The sequence below is a fragment of the Bacillus sp. JHAA genome (assembly GCF_036961585.1).
GTDB lineage: Bacteria > Bacillota > Bacilli > Bacillales > Bacillaceae > Bacillus > Bacillus velezensis.
This window is the reverse complement of sequence record NZ_JBAMDE010000006.1, coordinates 252870-271997: the sequence shown is the minus strand read 5'-3', so window position 1 is coordinate 271997 and position 19128 is coordinate 252870. Positions and strand designations below refer to the sequence as shown.

The 19128-nt window shown below is 46.2% G+C and carries 19 protein-coding genes; 10 read left to right on the top strand and 9 right to left on the bottom strand.

The genetic code is table 11. The annotated features are described in order from the left end of the window. Nucleotides 1–140 precede the first annotated feature (140 nt). On the top strand, nt 141–902 hold the full coding sequence (locus V7728_RS15705) for a MerR family transcriptional regulator (RefSeq protein ID WP_099567293.1): 762 nt from the start codon (nt 141–143) through the stop codon (nt 900–902). 46 nt (nt 903–948) lie between these two features. Continuing rightward, on the top strand, nt 949–1791 hold the full coding sequence (locus V7728_RS15700; protein ID WP_309194580.1) for a DUF2268 domain-containing protein: 843 nt from the start codon (nt 949–951) through the stop codon (nt 1789–1791). A gap of 82 nt (nt 1792–1873) precedes the next feature. On the opposite strand, the gene V7728_RS15695 is transcribed toward V7728_RS15700, so the two are convergent. Continuing rightward, nucleotides 1874–3061, bottom strand: coding sequence for a class I SAM-dependent rRNA methyltransferase (locus tag V7728_RS15695; RefSeq protein ID WP_099567193.1), 1188 nt, complete (start codon nt 3059–3061; stop codon nt 1874–1876). A 94-nt stretch (nt 3062–3155) separates the two neighbouring features. Between V7728_RS15695 and V7728_RS15690 the strand changes: the two genes are divergently transcribed. Then, entirely contained in the window at nt 3156–3539 is a 384-nt protein-coding gene (locus V7728_RS15690; RefSeq protein WP_012118757.1) for a VOC family protein, read from the top strand. A 28-nt stretch (nt 3540–3567) separates the two neighbouring features. On the opposite strand, the gene celB (V7728_RS15685) is transcribed toward V7728_RS15690, so the two are convergent. Then, on the bottom strand, nt 3568–4902 hold the full coding sequence (gene celB / locus V7728_RS15685) for a PTS cellobiose transporter subunit IIC (protein ID WP_007407728.1): 1335 nt from the start codon (nt 4900–4902) through the stop codon (nt 3568–3570). Nucleotides 4903–5063: 161 nt separating this feature from the next. On the opposite strand from celB (V7728_RS15685), the gene V7728_RS15680 reads away from it, so the two are divergent. Beyond that, nucleotides 5064–6809: a S8 family peptidase gene (locus V7728_RS15680; RefSeq protein ID WP_309194582.1), complete on the top strand. Its 1746-nt coding sequence runs from the start codon at nt 5064–5066 to the stop codon at nt 6807–6809. Nucleotides 6810–6866: 57 nt separating this feature from the next. Here V7728_RS15680 and V7728_RS15675 read toward each other — a convergent pair whose 3' ends face one another. From V7728_RS15675 to V7728_RS15665, 3 genes are all read right to left on the bottom strand, one after another. Then, nucleotides 6867–7727 (bottom strand): glycosyltransferase family 8 protein, encoded by an 861-nt coding sequence (locus tag V7728_RS15675; RefSeq protein WP_015418500.1) that lies wholly within the window; start codon nt 7725–7727, stop codon nt 6867–6869. Nucleotides 7728–7986: 259 nt separating this feature from the next. Next, nucleotides 7987–8619 carry a GTP pyrophosphokinase gene (locus V7728_RS15670; protein WP_007407732.1) on the bottom strand — a complete coding sequence of 211 codons (633 nt, stop codon included), beginning with the start codon at nt 8617–8619 and terminating at the stop codon, nt 7987–7989. Nucleotides 8620–8750: 131 nt separating this feature from the next. Continuing rightward, the gene (locus V7728_RS15665; RefSeq protein ID WP_003150884.1) at nt 8751–9686 is read right to left on the bottom strand and encodes a 1,4-dihydroxy-2-naphthoate polyprenyltransferase; all 936 of its coding nucleotides are present in this window, start codon (nt 9684–9686) and stop codon (nt 8751–8753) included. Nucleotides 9687–10129: 443 nt separating this feature from the next. Between V7728_RS15665 and V7728_RS15660 the strand changes: the two genes are divergently transcribed. The 6 genes from V7728_RS15660 to V7728_RS15635 all read left to right on the top strand — a co-directional run bounded on the left by V7728_RS15660 (nt 10130) and on the right by V7728_RS15635 (nt 15692). Then, a complete protein-coding gene (locus V7728_RS15660) occupies nt 10130–10279 on the top strand; it encodes a teichoic acid D-Ala incorporation-associated protein DltX (protein WP_003150882.1) in 150 nt (49 codons plus the stop codon). 15 nt (nt 10280–10294) lie between these two features. Next, nucleotides 10295–11806, top strand: coding sequence for a D-alanine--poly(phosphoribitol) ligase subunit DltA (gene dltA, locus V7728_RS15655; RefSeq protein ID WP_012118761.1), 1512 nt, complete (start codon nt 10295–10297; stop codon nt 11804–11806). Beyond that, nucleotides 11803–12984 carry a D-alanyl-lipoteichoic acid biosynthesis protein DltB gene (gene dltB, locus V7728_RS15650; protein WP_012118762.1) on the top strand — a complete coding sequence of 394 codons (1182 nt, stop codon included), beginning with the start codon at nt 11803–11805 and terminating at the stop codon, nt 12982–12984. The genes dltA and dltB overlap by 4 nt, the downstream gene beginning before the upstream one ends. 16 nt (nt 12985–13000) lie before the next feature. Continuing rightward, nucleotides 13001–13237, top strand: a complete 237-nt coding sequence (dltC, locus tag V7728_RS15645) for a D-alanine--poly(phosphoribitol) ligase subunit 2 (protein WP_003150875.1) — start codon at nt 13001–13003, stop codon at nt 13235–13237. Continuing rightward, nucleotides 13238–14416, top strand: a complete 1179-nt coding sequence (gene dltD / locus V7728_RS15640) for a D-alanyl-lipoteichoic acid biosynthesis protein DltD (protein WP_061581632.1) — start codon at nt 13238–13240, stop codon at nt 14414–14416. A gap of 184 nt (nt 14417–14600) precedes the next feature. Continuing rightward, complete coding sequence (locus V7728_RS15635) at nt 14601–15692, top strand: branched-chain amino acid aminotransferase (protein ID WP_052828079.1); 1092 nt, start codon at nt 14601–14603, stop codon at nt 15690–15692. Between the two features lie 41 nt (nt 15693–15733). Here V7728_RS15635 and licH read toward each other — a convergent pair whose 3' ends face one another. Genes licH through licB form a run of 4 tightly spaced genes read right to left on the bottom strand, consistent with a single transcriptional unit; the run spans nt 15734 to nt 19092 of the window. Beyond that, nucleotides 15734–17062: a 6-phospho-beta-glucosidase LicH gene (gene licH / locus V7728_RS15630; RefSeq protein ID WP_015240832.1), complete on the bottom strand. Its 1329-nt coding sequence runs from the start codon at nt 17060–17062 to the stop codon at nt 15734–15736. Beyond that, nucleotides 17059–17391, bottom strand: a complete 333-nt coding sequence (licA, locus tag V7728_RS15625) for a PTS lichenan transporter subunit IIA (protein ID WP_003150867.1) — start codon at nt 17389–17391, stop codon at nt 17059–17061. The genes licH and licA overlap by 4 nt, the downstream gene beginning before the upstream one ends. A gap of 18 nt (nt 17392–17409) precedes the next feature. Next, on the bottom strand, nt 17410–18768 hold the full coding sequence (gene celB, locus V7728_RS15620) for a PTS cellobiose transporter subunit IIC (protein WP_015240833.1): 1359 nt from the start codon (nt 18766–18768) through the stop codon (nt 17410–17412). Between the two features lie 15 nt (nt 18769–18783). Next, the gene (gene licB / locus V7728_RS15615) at nt 18784–19092 is read right to left on the bottom strand and encodes a PTS lichenan transporter subunit IIB (protein ID WP_003150863.1); all 309 of its coding nucleotides are present in this window, start codon (nt 19090–19092) and stop codon (nt 18784–18786) included. Nucleotides 19093–19128 lie beyond the last annotated feature (36 nt).

Genomic DNA, 19128 nt, shown 5'->3' with positions numbered 1-19128 from the left:
TCACGCCCGGCTTTTTTTCTTTAATTTCAGCAATGAAATCCTCATATGTTCTCCCTCTATATACAAAAAATCTTTAACCAACTATTGACTCTTACGTTGCGTAATACTTTAGAGTAGCCATTAAGGAGGCGGCAAACGTGATGGGTATGAAAGTAAAAGAAGTAGCTGAACTGATTGGAGTGAGCATACGTACTCTCCATCATTACGATCAAATCGGATTATTGACTCCTCAGGAAACGACCGATTCCGGTTATCGGCTTTATTCTGAAGAGAATCTTGAACAGCTGCAGCAGATACTATTTTTCAAGGAGCTCGATTTCTCCTTAAAAGAGATTAAAGAAATCATTAATAGTCCTTCATTTAACCGAAGGGAGGCATTAATTTTACAAAAGAAAATGTTGATTGAGAAACGGAATAGAGTCGATAAGATGATTGAAACCATCGATAAATCAATCAAACATTTGATGGGAGAGATTAGCATGACGAACAAAGAGCGGTTTGAGGGAATGAACTTCAATCATAATCTTTATGAACAAGAAGCTCGCAAACGGTGGGGTGATCAACCTGTCGATAAGGTAAATATTAGATTAAAAAACATGACTGATGGTGAGCAAAAAGATTTATCTGATAAGTGGACTGCAATGTTCAATAAATTTGCACTCCTTATTAACCAATCTCCCAAGTCCCCAGACGTACAAACAGCTATCAAAGAGTGGTTTGATTTTCTCAATGAAAATTTTGGTGAATATTCTTTTGATGCCTTTTACGGATTAGGTCAACTCTATATTGAAGATAAACGCTTCACTAAGAACATCGATCAGTATGGTGAAGGGTTGGCGAAGCTCATGAGTGATGCCATTACAATTTATATAGATCATCAAAAAAAGGGTGGTACCCATTAAAATCATTATCGAGGATACAATCAGGCAATACGAAACGTTATTTTCAATGATTGAAAATAGAGAAGATTATTATCGGTATTCAATGATGAAACCTTTTGAAGATATGTGGAAAAAGATGAATGTTCCCTTAAAGGCAAAGCAACCTAACGGATATGATGTAATCATGGCTGCAAATATGCTGGGCTATCTGAGCATATTTGATACGGAAACCGGAAGAAAAGCATTAGAGAATCTAAAAGAAATTCAAGCTCTTCAAATTGCATATGGCACTTTAACTCATTGTGTAGAATTTATCCAACAAAACCGCTTAAAAATAAATGCTGATGAAATAAGGTTTGGGATGTATTTGGCCAATCAAAAAAAGCTTGAGTTACATAGAGGGTATTGTGGATTCGGAGGAATTCCGGGATTTATTCAAGTTTCAATATTCCCCAATTCATATAACATACCGAGACTGCCTGCTGTAATCGCACATGAATTTCATCATAATATTCGTTTTTCGTATTTCAATTGGGATTATGGGAACGTAACGGTTGGTGATTACTTAATTATAGAGGGGTTGGCAGAATCGTTTGCCAAAGAACTTTACGGAGAAGCTTTGTTAGGTCCTTGGGTTACTTCTTTTGAAAAAGAAGACTTAGAATACTCAAAAGAAATCATCAAAGGCTCGTTAAATATGAAAGGATTTGCTGAGGTCAGCAGTTACATGTTTGGTGACACCTTTGCAGCCGAACAAGGTTATCAGCCTGTCGGCTTATCACCGTTTGCAGGTTATGCGGTTGGCTACCAAGCGGTACAATCCTTCATGAAAGCCAACAATGTGGGGATTAGTGAGGCCACTTTACTTAGCACAGATGAGATACTAAGTAATAGCGGGTTGTTTCTTTAAGATATGAAGATTATTTTATCCCGTATTAACGCGATGGAAGAGGGTTTTCTTTTCCCCTCTTTCCACGCTATAAATGATCATCCTATTTTTTCCGCAAGAAAACAACCTTCAAATAGTTCCCTTCTTTAAACGCGGGAATCGTTTTGAAATCTTCCGGAAGCGTGTATTCTTCCAAAATGTCGTAACGCTCATTTGTTTCTTTAAAGGCGGTCTCTATAAAGCCTTTAAATTTCTTCATATTGAAGGCGCTGCTGTTTGTCGAAGCGACGATGATGCCGTTTTTTGCGGTGATGGCGATCGTTTCCTTCAGCAGATTTTTATAATCTTTCGCCGCGCTGAACGTCCGTTTTTTTGTGCGGGCGAAAGAAGGCGGATCAAGGATGATGAGGTCAAACTCCAGCCCTTTTTTCTCCGCATAGCCGAAGTATTTGAAAACATCCATGACTTTAATGTCATGCGCTTCATAATCAATTCCGTTGGCGCTGAACTGTTCAATTGTTTTTGCGAGACTGCGGTTGGCGACATCGACGCTGGTCGTTTTCTCAGCTCCGCCAAGCGCCGCCGCAACGGAAAATGCCCCCGTATAAGAGAACGTATTCAGCACCCGTCTGCCGTTTGCATACTTGTCCCGAATCGCTTTGCGCACATGACGCTGGTCTAAGAAAATGCCCGTCATCGCCCCGTCGTTTAAATCCACCGCGTATCGGATGCCGTTTTCTTGAACAATGACCGGAAAATCTCCTCTTTCGCCTTTGACAAAATCGTCGTCTTCCACGTATTGCCCGGCCGTATCGAATCGTTTCTTTTCATAGATCGCTTTATAAGAAAGCTCCAGTCCGTCAATCGCCTCAATCATGCTGTCCTTATAAGCGTAAATGCCTTTACTGTACCATTGAATCAGCAGATAACCATCATAAAAGTCAAGCGTGACGCCGCCGATGCCGTCGCCCTCACCGTTGAACAGCCGGAACGCCGTCGTGTCGGGCGCCTTAAACAGATGGGCTCTCGCTTCAGCCGCTTTTTTCAGCTTGTCCAGAAAGAAACGTCCGTCGATCCGTTCATCTCTCGCGCGTGACAGCACCCAGCCGACTCCTTTATTCTGCAAACCGTAATAGCCTTTTCCGATAAACTCACCCTTCTCGGATGTCACATCAAAAAGATCGCCCTCTGTTAAATGAGCAGAGCTTCCGGACAGAGCGTCTTTTTCAATCAGGGGGAATCCTTTTTTCAGCTTTCCGGCAAATGTATCTTTCACTGTAAGTAGCTTCATTGTGCATTCCTCTTTCGTTTTGCTTTCTCTTATCGTACCATAAAACATGATCAACACCGCATTGTCCCGAAAAATTCAAAACAGGGGGAAAACCATGACAGCCAAAAGAATCGACCATACAGGCATTATGGTCAAAGATATTGAAACATCCATCGCCTTTTATCAAGACGTTCTCGGTATGCAGTTAAAGGATCGTATCACTCATACGAACGGCATTATTGAACTTGCCTTTCTCGGCTTTCAGGAAGGGCCGGAGACAGAAATTGAGCTGATCCAGGGCTACAGCAGCGAGCTTCCCGCAGAAGGAAAAGTTCACCACTTCGCTTTATTAACTGAAGATATCGCGGCGGAGTTCACGCATGCGAAGCGTCAGGGCGCCGTATTTATCGATGAAGAAATCACGACGCTTCCGAACGGGTACCGCTACTTTTACATTGAAGGACCTGACGGCGAATGGATTGAATTTTTCCAGCGTTAAAAAAAACGGGCGAAAGCGCCCGTTTTTTTTATGTTTCTTCAGTGACGTTTTGTTCCGCCGCCCGTTCCTCTCTCCATTTTTGAAGATCCCAAATTCGGAAAAACGGATAATAGATGATAAATGTAATCAGGAGATTGATCAGCTGCATGACCGAACCGGAGATTTTCCCGCCCGTCGCCAAATAACCGGAAATCAGCGGCGGCATCGTCCACGGCACGGCGATTCCCGCCGGTTTTGCCACCATCCCCGTGCTCATCCCGATGTACGTCGCCGTAATGGTCAAGAGCGGCGCAATGATAAAAGGCACGATTAACAGCGGATTCATGACGAGCGGCATCCCGAAAATAATCGGTTCGTTAATGTTAAAAATCGCGGGCCCGATTCCGAGACGGCCGAGCTGTTTCATCTGTTTGCTTCTGGAGCGCACAAGCATGGTCAGCACAAGGGCAAGCGTCGCTCCGCTTCCGCCGACATTAATCCATATTTGAAAGAACTGTGTCGTAAAAATGCTCGGCAGCGCTTCTCCCGCCTGAAAAGCCAAACGGTTGGCGTCCATCGCCCCGTACCAGATCGGCGACATGACGCCGCCGATAATGGACGCGCCGTGTATGCCGCACGACCAAAGCAGCATTTGCACGAATTCGGCGATAAGACTCCCGCCGAGACTCCCGCCCAAAATAGACAGCGGGGTGCCCAGCAGATCGCCTACGACATTGTGGAGGCTTTTAAAAGGAGTTATTTCAATAAACAGACGGGCCAGCCATACAAGCGTAATAATAATGAAACCGGGGATGAGCGCAACGAACGATTTGCTGACCGCAGGCGGCACTCCGTCAGGCATTTTAATGACGATATTTCTTTGTATGATAAACCGGTACACTTCCGTAGACAGCATTGCAATGATCATCGCGACAAACAGACCTTTGCTTCCGAGCAGCGAAATCGGAATGCCGCCTCCCACCATAATCTCTGTTGCCGAGCCGTCAGGAATAAACGGAATCTGATACGGCGTCGCCAATAAAAAGGCGGCAAGGGCAATGGCTCCCGACGACAGGGCATCCACCTCATAGCTTTCCGCAAGCCGGTAGGCAATCCCAAAGGCGGCGACAAGCGCCATAATGTCAAAGGACGCATTCACGGGATACCCGAGCTTTTCAACCCAATTTTCACCGAAAAGACCAGCCATAAAATCGGCATAACCGGGAATCGGAAGACTCGTCAGAATCAGAAAAACCGATCCGATGATGATAAGCGGCATAGTCAAAATAATGCCGTCCCGCAAAGCTCTTAAGTGCCTTTGGCCGGCGACTTTTCCGGCGACAGGCATGATTTTTTCTTCCATGACCCGATTGAACGTACTCATTTATCAAAAACCCCCTTTTTGAGTTCATTGCGCAGATGTCTTAAAGCATTTTCTCCATCATATTTTGGAAACGCTTACATTTGCATACAGAAATTTTCCTTATCCCTCAGGAAAAAAAGAATTCCGCACTGCCGATATATAAAGAAAAAGGGGGAATCACAATGTATCACACCCTGAAACCGATAATGGCCGCGGCCTTGTGCGTCGGCCTGTTCTCCGCCGCGGCGCCCGCGCACGCCGAGACGCACGACCGGGACGTTATCGTGGTGTACAAAAATCAAAACGGCAAGGAATCCGCCATAGACAGCGGAGCGGATGTGGAACAGACCTATCAGCATCTCCCGGCAGTCGCCATGTCAGCCGATTCACAAACGGTGAAAGACCTGAAACAGGACCCTGACATCTTATATGTAGAAGACAATGTATCCTTTCAGGCAGCAGGCGGTTCTGATATCCGCCCGTTATCAGCGGCCCAAAGCAGCAGTTACGCGCTGCCGCAATGGGATATAGAACCGACTCAGGTCAAGCAGGCGTGGAAAGAAGGCTTGACGGGAAAAAAGGTGAAAGTGGCTGTCATTGACAGCGGCATTTATCCTCATGATGATCTGTCCATTGCGGGAGGCTATTCCGCAGTCAGCTATACTTCCTCATACAAAGATGACAACGGACACGGGACGCATGTCGCCGGAATCATTGCGGCCAAACATGACGGATACGGCATTGACGGCATCGCGCCGGATGTCCGGTTATATGCGGTTAAGGCATTAGACAGAAAGGGTGCAGGGGATCTTAAGAGCCTTCTTAAAGCAATCGACTGGTCGATCGCCAATAAAATGGACATCATCAATATGAGCCTCGGAACTAACGCAGACAGCAAAATTCTTCACGACGCCGTAGATAAAGCATACAAAAAAGGAATCGTGATCGTAGCCGCCGCAGGAAACGACGGCAACAAAAAACCCGTCAATTATCCGGGTGCCTACAGCAGCGTAACAGCAGTCTCAGCGTCAACTGAAAAAAACGGGCTCGCGGCTTTTTCCACGACCGGAAAACAACTTGAATTTGCCGCACCCGGCACCAATATTACGAGCACGTACCTGAATCAAATGTACGCCGTAGCTGACGGCACATCTCAAGCCGCACCGCACGTCACCGGCATGTTCGCGCTGCTCAGGCAGAAATATCCCGAGGAAACAAATACACAGCTCCGGCAGCAGATGCAGCAAAACATCAAAGATCTGGGCGCTCCCGGACGTGACAGCCGATTCGGGTACGGCCTGGTGCAATATCATGTAAAGCAAAAGAGCTATGCCGAACGGGCCGTAATAAAAGCGGAAAAGACGAAAAAACAGGCAGATATCAATCAAGCAAAAACGGCCGTCAGCAAGCTGTCCAAGTCAAAGGGAAAAACCGCTCTCGAGTCCCGGATCAATAAAGTTCAGACGGCAAGAAATGTGACGGACGCAAGAGACAAAGTCCGGACTGCCGAAAAACAAAAGAAAAAAACCGCCGTCAATGCCGCACAAAGCGCCATTCGCAAATTACCGGCCGGTTCAGAAAAAAAAGGGCTGCAAAAGCGGCTGAACGCTGTCAACTCAAGCCTTTTGAAAACAGCTGAGGCCAGCGTCAAGCAGGCGGAAAAAAAGACCTCTGAGGCCAGCACCGTAAAAGCCCAAAAAGCAGTCAGCGAAATCCAGCCGGGAAAAGAAAAAAACGCTCTGGAAAAACGGCTTGACCGGATAAAAGATAAACTCAACCGGCAGCAGGCTAGAGACAAAGTAAAAACGGCTGAGAAAACCAAGACGAAAAAAGCAAAATCAGCGGCGCAAACGGCAGTCAGCCGATTGAAGCCGTCTGCCGAAAAAACCAGCCTGCAAAAACGCGTGCGTGCGATTCGGGTGAAATAGCAAAAAAAACGCTTATGAGCCGGATAACGGCTTCACAAGCGTTTTCATCACACCTGCCTATTGGTTCATGGCCGGGCGGTCGATCGTGTTCCATTTCGTAAAGGACATATATCGGAAATAATGATCACGATACGGGTGCGAGGTGCCTGTATTCCAAGGCTTGTCACTGCCGCAGAAATGGACGATGGCCGGTTCGGCACGTGTTTCTCTGTAACGTATACGGTCGATCAGTTCAGGAGGCGTTTTCTCGTTCATGATAATATGCGTCTGCGCGTTCCAGCGCGGATGCAGTTCATGCCATTGATCATATAAGATCGCGTTAAGCGCGTCCTGATCATGAAACACGAGAAAATCCTCCGAGCTGTTTTCGTTGATAAAATCAATCACCTTTTCGGAAATATTTTGTTTTCTCCAAGGTTCGAAATCTATAATCATAATGCCGGAATTAAAATACTTGGCAGTTTCGCTGATATTCATTTTTTTCAGTCTTTCATGCTGTCCGGCGTCTTCTACCGCCGCAACTATTGCCGGGGAAATATCCAAGTCCCATAAAACCGAAATATCTTCCATCACAATTGCATCGCAATCAATGTAAATCATCCGCTTTACGGACTCATCCTTAATTAAATCAGGGATGGAAATGCGGTAATAAGCCGCTTTTGTAATGTGGCTGCTTTCGACTGCATGCTTGTATTGATCAGCGTCTACTTCTAAAAATTCAAGCGGCGTCCCGAATGACATCGCGGTCTGTTCAAGCTTGTCCTTGTTTTCGGCAGTAATTCCGCCGTCGATTACATATAATTTTGCATCCCTTGTTTTATCCATATTCATCAATAAAGAAGCGAACATCCCACCCAAATGACGAGCATAATGATCATCGGCACATGATACGATATGCATTGTTTCATTCTTTCCCACTGATATTCATCTCCCTTTTTGTTGTACAAATGTCTTTCCCTTTTTTTAAAAAGTAAACCTCGATCTTACACATTTTTTCTGCGGGAATGTGCTGTTTGCGATTTGATATCTTTTGCATTCCCTGTTCAAATTCAATCAGGATTTCAGCCTGAATCATCGTCAGAATATATCGCGCAGGAAAGCGAAAACACGTAAACATAAAAACAACCAGCCGGACTGCACATAAAAGCGGTCCGGCTGGTTGTGATGCGTCAATCGTTTAATCGACTTCTTTCTTAATCCCAAGCATCTTTTCGTCTAAATAATGGGCGATGTCCGCCGCTTCCTTCAGCTCGTCGGTCAGATGCTTTGGGACTTCGTTATTTAATTTGTAATAAATTTTATGTTCAAGACTCGCCCAAAAATCCATGGCAATGGTGCGGATTTGAATTTCCGCCTTCACATATTCCACACGATTCGTCAAATAAACGGGAATTTCAATAATCAAATGCAGGCTGCGGTAGCCGTTCGGCTTCGGATGTTTGATATAATCCTTCACCTTTACGATCTTCAGGTCCTTATGCTGCTTCAAAACCTCAGCGACATTATAAATATCGGAAATAAAGGAACAGATAATCCTGACACCCGCAATATCATGAATATGCTCTTTCATTTCCTGCGTCGTCACATCGCAGCCTTTGCGCATCAGTTTATTGACGATACTCTCAAAACTTTTCACGCGTGATTTTGTATGCTCGATCGGGTTATGCCCGTGAATCAGATTATATTCCTGGCTGATAATAGAAAACTTCGTATCCAGCTCATCTAAAGCGAATTTATAAACTAATAATTCATTTTTCCAATCTTCCATGACCGTTTTCAAATCATCCATATGGGCTGTTGACAAGTCCATTTTTTTCATCTCCTTGCTTTGCTGTCCATATATGAGACGGGTCAGTCCGCGGTCAGGTTCTTTACAAAATCGTGAAGATTATGTCATAAAAAAAAGCAAATGCCGGTTATGGCATTTGCCCTTTCATTTGATCAGCGGAAATAACTGATCAGGAGTCCGATGGAAAGCAGGAATCCGAAAAATGTATTGGTTTGCGCCGTTGATTTCATCGCAATAATCATGTTCATCGGCATTTCGTTTTTCACAAAGCCTTTCACGGCCTGAACGGGTTTCGGCACGCTCAGGAAGACCAGGAACAGCCACGGGCTTGTGTAACCCATAATGACAAGACCGACGATCCAGATGTAAGCGATGGCAAAAGATGCGGCCAGTATCATGACGGCCCCTCTATGCCCCATCAAAATGGCCAGGGTTTTACGTCCGCCCTTTTTATCTTCCTCAATATCACGGATATTGTTGGACAGATTAATGGCTCCGACCAAGATGGCGATCGGGATGGAAATCAAAATGCTCTGTTCATTAATTCTGCCTGTCTGAATGAAGAAAGAAATAAGGACAAATACAGAGCCCATGCAAATGCCGGAGAACAGTTCCCCGAACGGTGTATACGCAATCGGCAGCGGGCCGCCCGTATACAGATAGCCGATCAGCATGCCGGCAAGGCCGATAGCCGCAAGCCACCAGCTGCTGCTCATGCAGATATAAACACCGAGCACGAGGGCAATCGCATAAGAGCCGAGCGCCAGCTGCAGAATTGTTTTCGGCTTCATGCCGTGGCGGACGATCGCTCCGCCGATACCGACGGAATCCTCCGTATCTAAACCGCGTTTAAAATCGTAATATTCATTGAATAAGTTCGTGGCGATCTGAATCCAAAGACAGGAAAACAGCATGGCCAAAAACAGCAGGAAATCAACCTTTACGTAAAACATCGCCAATACGGTGCCGAGAAGTACGGGCACAAACGATGCCGTCAATGTATGAGGGCGGGTTAGCTGCCACAAAATGCGGCCCATGCTTTCTTTCTCGGGCGTCTTTTGGCTGCCCCCCATATTGTTTTGATTCATTTTCCTCTTCCTTTCTATTAAAAGGCTTTCACAGTCAGCCGATAACAGTAGTGTTGAATTGGGGTTTTCACGTTTTCTGCTACCTTATCTATCATAATAATTTCTTCCTCATTTCACAAGATGCGGCGCTTTATCGGCTATCCTGCCGGAAACGGCTTTTCGCCCTTCTCCATTGGGGTTCGGCACAAGCCTGCTTAAGAAAAAGCCGCCAAAATTTTTTTACCTCGTTTATATTTACGATAAGTTAAAAATCCCGCCTGAACAGCGCCCTTTTAGTATGATCATTTGCCAATTTATACATGCGTGTTTTCCATCCTTTTGTTTCTCATTCATTTTTAAGGAAATTTTAAGCTTAGGATATTAGACATATTTTGAAACTTTTTGTTAATCTAATCGTCATATACTGGTGTAATTATTGAATACGCGGGGAAGGAATTTTGAATATGATGCAAAAATTAAAACGTGCTTATGAAAATACATTGATCAAATGGACGTTTCATACGGGCTTTTATTTTCTGATATTAGTATTGCTCTTTTGGATGTATGGATTTCATACAGCGAATACCGGCACTTATATTTACAACGATTTCTAATCGGGGAGGATAACTATGAAACTACTTGATGCTATAAAAACATACGCAGACGCCAAGCCGCAGGCCGAAGCGTTTCGTTCCTTAGATCATTCCCTCACTTACGGGGAATTATGGGATTTGTCGGAGCGGGTTGCGTCCGGCATTCAAAAACATACAGCTGACGGTTCGAAAGCGCCTGTCCTGGTTTACGGACATATGGAGCCGAATATGATCGTTTCTTTCTTAGGAAGCGTCAAAGCGGGCCGCCCTTACATCCCTGTCGATGTTTCCATTCCGGCGGAGCGGATCGTCAAAATCATTGAAAGCTCAGGCGCAGAGCTGCTTATCAGCGTATCGGGCGATGCAGTCGATACGGGAAGCAATCTGATTAAAACCGTTACGCCCGAAGAGCTTGCAGCTGACGGAGATGCAGACCTCAGCCGTGAGAACTGGGTAAAAGAGCTGGACACGTTTTACATTATTTACACGTCCGGCAGCACGGGAAATCCGAAGGGCGTGCAGATATCGGCTGATAACCTGCAAAGCTTCACTGACTGGATCTGCAGGGATTTTCCTGTGGGCGAGGGTAAGACATTCTTAAACCAAGCTCCGTTTTCTTTTGATTTATCTGTCATGGACATTTTCCCGTCGCTTCAAACGGGAGGTACGCTGCACTGCGTAACGAAAGACAAAATCAATAAACCGAAAGTACTATTTGAAGAGCTGGAGAAATCCAAACTGAACGTCTGGACATCGACGCCGTCTTTCGTCCAAATGTGTCTGATGGACCCCGGCTTTACGCAGGAGCTCCTGCCTGAGGCAGAAGTATTTATGTTTTGCGGAGAAGCGCTTCCGGCTGCCGTGGCACAGGAGCTGTTAAACCGTTTTCCGAAGGCCCGCGTATTCAATACATACGGCCCGACTGAAACAACGGTTGCCGTCACCTCCGTTGAAATTACGCAGCAGATCATTGATGAAAATGAATCTCTGCCTGTCGGTTTTGCAAAACCCGATATGGATATCTTCATCATGGATGAAAACGGGAATAAGCTTCCGGACGGTGAAAAAGGGGAAATCATCATCGCGGGCCCGAGCGTAAGCAAAGGCTATCTCGGAGAACCTTCTCTGACGGAAAAAGCGTTTTTCCCGATCGACGGCCAGTGGGCATATCACACGGGTGATGCCGGTTATGTTCAGGATGGTCAGATTTTCTGCCAAGGACGCCTTGATTTCCAGATTAAGCTTCACGGCTACCGCATGGAGCTGGAGGAAATCGAAGTACATGTAAGGCAGTCTCAATATGTGCGCACGGCGGTTGTCATCCCGTATCAGCCTAACGGACCTGTCGAATATTTAATTGCCGCCATCGTGCCTGAAAAACATGATTTTGAAAAAGAATTCCAGCTGACAAGCGCCATTAAGAAAGAACTGGCCGCTTCGCTTCCGGCCTACATGATTCCGAGAAAATTCATTTATCAGGACCACATTCAAATGACTGCGAACGGAAAAATCGACCGTAAACGCATTGGCGAAGAGGTTCTTGTATGACGCCTTACAGCTCGTTTTTCTTCTTTATCTTACTTGGAATCCTTCTTTTGCCGACGATTATTTTAGGGCTGAACGGCAAGAGATTCCAAGGATACAACATGTTTATATCCATCATCGTATTGGCTTTGATTTTCGCGCATGATCTGCACGGCGTGATCGCACTATGTATCTTTACGCTGTGGCAGGTGCTTTTAATCAGGGGTTATCTCGCTTACAGACTGAAAGCCAACAGCGGCTTTGTCTTCAGTATGGCCGTGATCGCGTCCATTTTACCCCTGTTTTTATCTAAATTATGGCCGTTTTTCTTTCCGCCGGCGCCTCATCACCCGGTTCATAACCTGATCAGTTTCTTAGGAATTTCTTATTTGACATTTAAAGGCGTCCAGCTGATCATGGAAACGAGAGACGGGCTGATTAAAGAAAAAATGCCGCTTCACCGCCTTTTGTACTTTATTATGTTTTTCCCGACCATTTCTTCCGGTCCGATCGACAGATACCGCAGATTTGCCAAGGACGAACAGAAAGTATGGACAAAGGGAGAATACGCTGATTTACTGTATACCGGCATTCATAAAATTTTTATCGGTTTCTTATACAAATTCATTATCGGATATGCGATTAACACGTATTTCATTATGAATCTGTCTCATATCACCCACAGCAAACTGTGGGGTAATGTGCTGTACATGTACGGATACAGCTTGTACCTGTTTTTTGATTTTGCGGGTTACACGATGTTTGCCGTCGGTGTAAGCTATATCATGGGTATCAAATCTCCGGAAAACTTTAATAAGCCGTTTATCAGCAAAAACATTAAAGACTTCTGGAACCGCTGGCACATGTCCTTATCCTTCTGGTTCAGAGACTACGTATTTATGCGCTTTGTTTTCTGGATGACAAAGAAAAAATGGATAAAGAACCGGATGGCCGTCTCAAACATCGGGTATTTCCTGCTGTTCATGCTGATGGGCGTCTGGCACGGACTCGCCCTGCAATATATTGTATACGGCCTGTACCACGCCGTATTAATGACCGGGTATAACTTTTTTGAGAAATGGAATAAGAAATACAAGTGGCTGCCCGCCAATCGTTTTACGGCCTTTTTAGCCATCGTCATCACATTCCATTTCGTATGTTTCGGATTTTATATTTTCTCAGGAAAACCATTTCATCACTAAAGGAGATTGAAAACACATGGAATTTAAACAGGAAGTATTAGACGTATTAGCTGAAGTTTGTCAGGAGGACGCTGTGAAAGAAAATCCTGATATTGAAATCTTTGAAGAAGGACTGCTTGATTCTTTCGGAACTGTAGAGCTGCTGGTCGCCATCGAAAACCGCTTCGGCATTACAGTGCCGATCACTGAATTTGACCGTGACGAGTGGAATACGCCAAACAACATTGTAAACAAACTGACTGAGTTGAAGTAAATGAAAAAGCGTTTCTTTGGACCAATTATTTTAGCGTTCGTCCTGTTTGTCGGAGCTATCGCAGTTCCGGCTTCATGGCTTACGCGCTTCATTCCTGAAAAACGTGTCGAAGAGTCGGCGGCAGCCTTAAATCCGAATATGTTCCAGGGACTCTATCTTCAAAACAAAATGTTCGAAGACTCGAAGTATATGCCGATTTTCGGTTCTTCCGAGCTTTCAAGACTGGATGAGTTTCACCCGTCCAACTATTTCCAAGTGAACAACCAAGGCTTTACGCCTTATCTTGTCGGAAAAGGCGGGGACCAATCCTTGATACACGCCGTGAACTTTGCGGCGCATTATCAGCAGCTGAAGGGCAAAAAACTGGTATTCATTGTTTCTCCGCAATGGTTTATCAAAAAAGGTTCTGATGAACAGCACTTTGCGCCGAATTTTTCATCACTTCAGGCATTGGATTTAGCATTTAATAACCAGATTGATCCCGCGGTCAAAAAGAACATGATGAAGCGCATGCTCCGTTTTAAAGTCGTTCAGCATGATGCCGTCCTTTCTGAATTGTACAAGGGAATGGTCAACGGACAATCATGGAAAGTGAAAGCGGTCATGCCGGCTGCCAAAGCTTATTATTCTCTGCTTGAGAAAAAAGATCTTTATTATTCAATGGGAGAAAACAAGGGCCCTGAACGGACGATCTCTGAAAACCTGAAAGGGAAATCGTGGTCAGAGTTAAAAACAGCCGCCGCTCAATTAGGAGAACGGAGCTCCAAGTCCAATCCTTTCTATATCGATGACGCTTCTTATAAAAAGATTAAGAAGAAAGTAAAGAGAGTGAAAGGAATCAACAAAGGAAGAACATACGCCAAATCAGTCGAATATCACGACTTTGAGGATATGCTGGACATTCTGAAAGATGCAGGCGCTGAACCGATGTTCGTGGTTATTCCGGTCAACGGAAAATGGTATGACTACACCGGCTTCCCGAAAAAAGGCCGGACTGATTACTACAAAAAAGTCACTAAGCAAATTAAAGCGAAGGGCTTTCAGGTTGCCGACTTATCCGGGCACGAATATGATCCGTACTTTATGAAAGACACCATCCATATCGCCTGGAAGGGCTGGGTGTACGTCGATAAAGCAATGGAGCAGTTTTACAAAACCGGCAAGGTGACGGTTCACTGAGCACGGTGATGACAGAATACGTAAAAACGAACACGCAGGGGGCATTCTCTCCCCTGCTTTTTATGTGATTTTGATTTTTTCACAAATTTGAGGAAAACTATTGCGAATATTTGTTGAAGGTATACAATAGAATATAAATTATTTTCAAATAAGTTTGACAATAACACCAATAGGGAGACAGAACATTATGAAACAAGATATTCGTGTTGAATTCACTTCAGCCAAAAAACCGAAACCGGACCCCCATGACCTTGCGTTCGGCAGAATTTTCACCGACCATATGTTTGTTATGGATTACGACGCCGATCAAGGCTGGTATGATCCGAGAATTATCCCTTATCAGTCCATCTCAATGGATCCTGCGGCCATGGTTTATCATTACGGCCAAACCGTTTTTGAAGGGCTTAAAGCGTATGTAACGAAGGATCAGGAAGTGCTTCTGTTCAGACCGGAGAAAAATATGGAGCGCCTGAACCAGTCAAATGACCGCCTTTGCATCCCGCTCATTGATGAAGAGCTTGTTCTTGAAGGCCTGAAACAGCTCGTAGCCATCGACAAAGACTGGATTCCGAAAGCGGAAGGCACTTCCCTTTATATCCGTCCGTTTATCATTGCGACTGAGCCTTTCCTCGGTGTAGCGGCATCCCATACGTACAAGCTGTTTATCATTCTTTCCCCGGTCGGCTCTTATTACAAAGAAGGCATTAAACCGGTAAAAATCGCCGTGGAAAACGAATTCGTGCGCGCCGTCAAAGGCGGCACCGGAAACGCGAAAACCGCCGGCAACTACGCATCAAGCCTGAAAGCGCAGCAGGTTGCGGAAGAGAAGGGATTTTCCCAGGTTTTATGGCTTGACGGCATTGAGAAAAAATACATCGAAGAAGTCGGCAGCATGAACATCTTCTTCAAGATCAGCGGCGAGATCGTGACGCCGGAGCTGAACGGAAGCATTCTTGAAGGAATTACGAGAAATTCCGTCATCACCCTTCTCAAACATTGGGGACTGACTGTGTCTGAGCGGAAGATTTCGATCGATGAAATCATCCAGGCGCATCGTGACGGCCGATTGGAAGAAACATTCGGAACCGGTACGGCTGCGGTCATTTCTCCGGTCGGCGAACTGATCTGGAATGATGAAAGTCTTGTCATCGGCAGCGGTGAAACCGGAGAGATCTCGAAGAAATTGTATGATACCATTACAGGCATTCAAAAAGGCGCGGAAGCCGACGTGTTCGGCTGGACGACGGAAGTCGCCTCACTAAGCGAATCAAAATAAGCAAAAAACCCGGAAGCGAATCCGGGTTTTTTTTACTGCTCTTATGCTTCAATCGACTTAAAGAAATGAGGCAGATGATCTTTGTGGGCCTCAAGCATTTCATCCAGAATGGCCTTTGCCACGGAGTCTGACGGGACGAGAGGATTGATCGTCATCGCAAGTAGCGCCGTTTGATAATCTCCCGTGACGGCTGCTTCAGCGGCGACACGCTCAAATGATTTGATTTGCTGGACGAGTCCGCGGACAGACACCGGCAGATCACCGACGGCGATCGGTTTCGGACCGTCTTTCGTCATAACACAGTTCACTTCGACCGCTGAGTCATTCGGAATGCTGGCGATCGCGCCGTTGTTGATCGTATTGACGGGCTGGATATCATGTTTGTCGTTATAGATGGAGCTGATCAGGTTGCAGGCCGCGTCACTGTAGTACGCTCCGCCCCGTTTTTCAAGCTGCGGCGGTTTAATGGCGAGATTCGGATCTTTGTACAGTTCGAACAGTTCTTTCTCAACCTTCTGTACGACCTCGGCGCGTGTGCCCTCCGTCTGTGACGCTTCTATTTCATGCTCGAGCATTTCTTTCGTTTTGAAATAATAGCGGTGGTAGCCGCAAGGAATCAGATCGAGCGCCTTCAGGAATTCAGGCTCCCATTCCGCCCCTGAAATATTTTTCATCGTCATGGCGTTTTTCGGGTCTCCCATGGCTTCAATGACTTGATCTTTCACGCTGACGCCGTCTAAGAAAACATCTAATCCGAAGACCATATGATTCAGCCCGGCAAATTGCACTTCGATCCGGCTGACATCCACGTCCAATGCTTTTGCGACGCCCATTTTAATGCCGATCGGCACATTGCAGAGGCCGACGACTTTTGTGAGATTCGAGTAGCGGAGCAAGGCCTCGGTAACCATGCCGGCAGGGTTTGTGAAATTCACGAGCCATGCATTCGGACAAAGCTCTTCGATGTCTTTCGCGATTTCCAGAATAATCGGGATGGTGCGCAGCCCTTTGAATAAACCGCCCGGACCGTTTGTCTCCTGGCCGATTACACCGTATTTTAGCGGAATCCGTTCGTCTTTGGCGCGGGCCTCAAGAAGGCCGACGCGGAATTGAGTCGTTACGAAATCCGCATCCTTCAAAGCTTCTCTCCGGTCAAGCGTCAGGTGAATCTCTATCGGAACACCCGCTTTTTCGACCATGCGTTTTGCAAGCGTGCCGACGATATTGAGTTTTTTCTCGCCTTCGGGAATGTCGACGAGCCATAATTCTCTGACAGGCAGTTCCTCATAGCGTTTAATGATGCCTTCCACAAGCTCCGGTGTATAGCTTGAACCTCCGCCGATCGTTACAATTTTAATTCCTTTTGTCATATTTTCGCTCCCCCTTGCAGACTCACTTTTTCGTAAATCTCGACTAACTCAGCGGCCAAGTCTTTCACGGTCATGGCATTCATTAAATGATCTTGCGCATGCACCATTAAAAGCGTCATGTCTGTTTTTTCTCCGCCGGCTTCATTTTGGATCAGTTCTGTCTGATAATGATGGGCTTCCGTCAGTTCCCTTGCGGCTTCCTGAAGCTTTTCTTCCGCCATGGCTCTGTCCCCCCTCTTTGCGGCGGCAATGGCTTCCATTGATGCGCTTCTGCCGTTGCCGCCATGCAGGATGATCTGAAAAATGGTCTGTTCCATTTTTTCATTCATGTGTTTCACTCCCTTTCTCTACAGCACGGCTTTTTCGTCTCCCTGTACGGCTGGCGCCTGCGATTGTTCAAGTTCGTTTTCTTCTTTCAGCTTTTGCGAATCCCACATTCTGAAGAACGGATAGTACACGATAAAGGCTGTGATGATATTAATCGCCTGCATGACAGCCCCTGATATTTTTCCGCCCGTGGCAAGATAGCCGGAGAAAATCGGCGGCATCGTCCATGGGACGGCAATGCCGGCAGGTTTGGCGACGAGGCCAGTGCTCATGCCGATATAGGTAAGGACCAGTGTGACAAGCGGTGTGATAATGAACGGAATGAGAAGCATCGGGTTCATGACGATCGGCATTCCGAAAATAATCGGCTCATTAATATTAAAGACGGCCGGCCCGATGGCGAGTTTCCCAAGCTGCTTCATCTGCTTGCTTCGCGAACGGAGAAACATGGTGACCACGAGCGCCAGTGTCGCGCCGCTTCCGCCGATGTTGATCCAGATTTCAAAAAACTGCTGGGTGAAAATATTCGGAAGCGCATCGCCCGCCTGAAACGCAATCCGGTTGGCATCCATCGCTCCGAACCAGATCGGCGCCATGACGCCGCCGACTATGTTCGCCCCGTGTAATCCGCACGCCCACAAGAGCATTTGAACCGCTTCGGCTATCAGGCTTCCGCCGAGACTTCCCCCAAGAATCGAGAGCGGTGTCCCCAGTACAACGCTTACAATGTTATGAAGGCTTTCAAACGGTGTCGCTTCGACAATTAAACGCGCGCCCCAGATCAGAAAGATGACGGCAAAACCGGGAATTAAAGCGATAAACGATTTGCTGACCGCAGGAGGCACGCCGTCCGGCATTTTGAAGACGAAATTCCGCTGGATGATCAGGCGGTAAATTTCCGTCGACAGCATGGCGATGATCATCGCGACAAACAGCCCTTTGCTTCCCATGAGAGACAGCGGGATGCCGCCGCCGACCATGATTTCCTCTTTGGCGCCGGAAGGCAGAAACGGAACTTTGTACGGCGTTGCCAAGAGAAACGCCGCCAAAGATATCGCACCGGCCGATAATGCATCCACCCCGTATTTTTCGGCCAGGCGGTAGGCGATTCCGAAAGCGGCGACAAGACCCATGATTTCAAAGGTCGCATCAACCGGATATTGCAGTTTTTGAGACCAGGCGCTTCCGAACGTCTTTGCCATGAAATCCGCATATCCCGGAATCGGCAGGTTGCCGATGATCAGAAAAAATGAACCGATGATAATAAGCGGCATGGTGAGGATGATCCCGTCACGCAATGCTTGCAGATGCCGCTGGGAGGCAATTTTTCCGGCAATGGGCATGACTTTCTCTTCTAAAAACTGGTTCACCTTATTCACACGGCCCGCCCCTTTCTACGATGCGTTTCCGAGCTGTTCCGCTGATTTCAGAACCTCCGCTCCGTTGCATGTGCCGTAATGGACAGTATTGATGACTTCAACCGGCACTCCTTTTGATTCACCCAATTTTTTCAGCTGCGGAAGCAAATAACGGACTTGAGGCCCAAGCAGCAATACGTCCGCTTTATCAATATGCTGGTTGACTGAATCGCCTGACACCGCCCAGATTTTATATTCTTTTCCTTGTTCCTGCGCGCTTTTTTCCATCTTGGTGACGAGTAAGCTTGTTGACATCCCTGCTGCACAAACGAGTAATATATTCATGTAAAAGACCTCCTGAAAGTTTGATATTTTGTATGT

Bases quoted from the DNA above. Each gene is read 5' to 3' on its own strand.
- dltB (WP_012118762.1), top strand. From the start codon at position 11,803: ATGACGCCTTACAGCTCGTTTTTCTTCTTTATCTTACTTGGAATCCTT.
- V7728_RS15705 (WP_099567293.1), top strand. From the start codon at position 141: ATGGGTATGAAAGTAAAAGAAGTAGCTGAACTGATTGGAGTGAGCATA.
- celB (WP_007407728.1), bottom strand. From the start codon at position 4,902: ATGAGTACGTTCAATCGGGTCATGGAAGAAAAAATCATGCCTGTCGCC.
- licB (WP_003150863.1), bottom strand. From the start codon at position 19,092: ATGAATATATTACTCGTTTGTGCAGCAGGGATGTCAACAAGCTTACTC.
- V7728_RS15660 (WP_003150882.1), top strand. From the start codon at position 10,130: ATGATGCAAAAATTAAAACGTGCTTATGAAAATACATTGATCAAATGG.
- V7728_RS15680 (WP_309194582.1), top strand. From the start codon at position 5,064: ATGTATCACACCCTGAAACCGATAATGGCCGCGGCCTTGTGCGTCGGC.
- licA (WP_003150867.1), bottom strand. From the start codon at position 17,391: ATGAATGAAAAAATGGAACAGACCATTTTTCAGATCATCCTGCATGGC.
- licH (WP_015240832.1), bottom strand. From the start codon at position 17,062: ATGACAAAAGGAATTAAAATTGTAACGATCGGCGGAGGTTCAAGCTAT.
- V7728_RS15695 (WP_099567193.1), bottom strand. From the start codon at position 3,061: ATGAAGCTACTTACAGTGAAAGATACATTTGCCGGAAAGCTGAAAAAA.
- V7728_RS15690 (WP_012118757.1), top strand. From the start codon at position 3,156: ATGACAGCCAAAAGAATCGACCATACAGGCATTATGGTCAAAGATATT.
- dltD (WP_061581632.1), top strand. From the start codon at position 13,238: ATGAAAAAGCGTTTCTTTGGACCAATTATTTTAGCGTTCGTCCTGTTT.
- dltA (WP_012118761.1), top strand. From the start codon at position 10,295: ATGAAACTACTTGATGCTATAAAAACATACGCAGACGCCAAGCCGCAG.
- dltC (WP_003150875.1), top strand. From the start codon at position 13,001: ATGGAATTTAAACAGGAAGTATTAGACGTATTAGCTGAAGTTTGTCAG.
- V7728_RS15670 (WP_007407732.1), bottom strand. From the start codon at position 8,619: ATGGACTTGTCAACAGCCCATATGGATGATTTGAAAACGGTCATGGAA.
- V7728_RS15665 (WP_003150884.1), bottom strand. From the start codon at position 9,686: ATGAATCAAAACAATATGGGGGGCAGCCAAAAGACGCCCGAGAAAGAA.
- V7728_RS15700 (WP_309194580.1), top strand. From the start codon at position 949: ATGATTGAAAATAGAGAAGATTATTATCGGTATTCAATGATGAAACCT.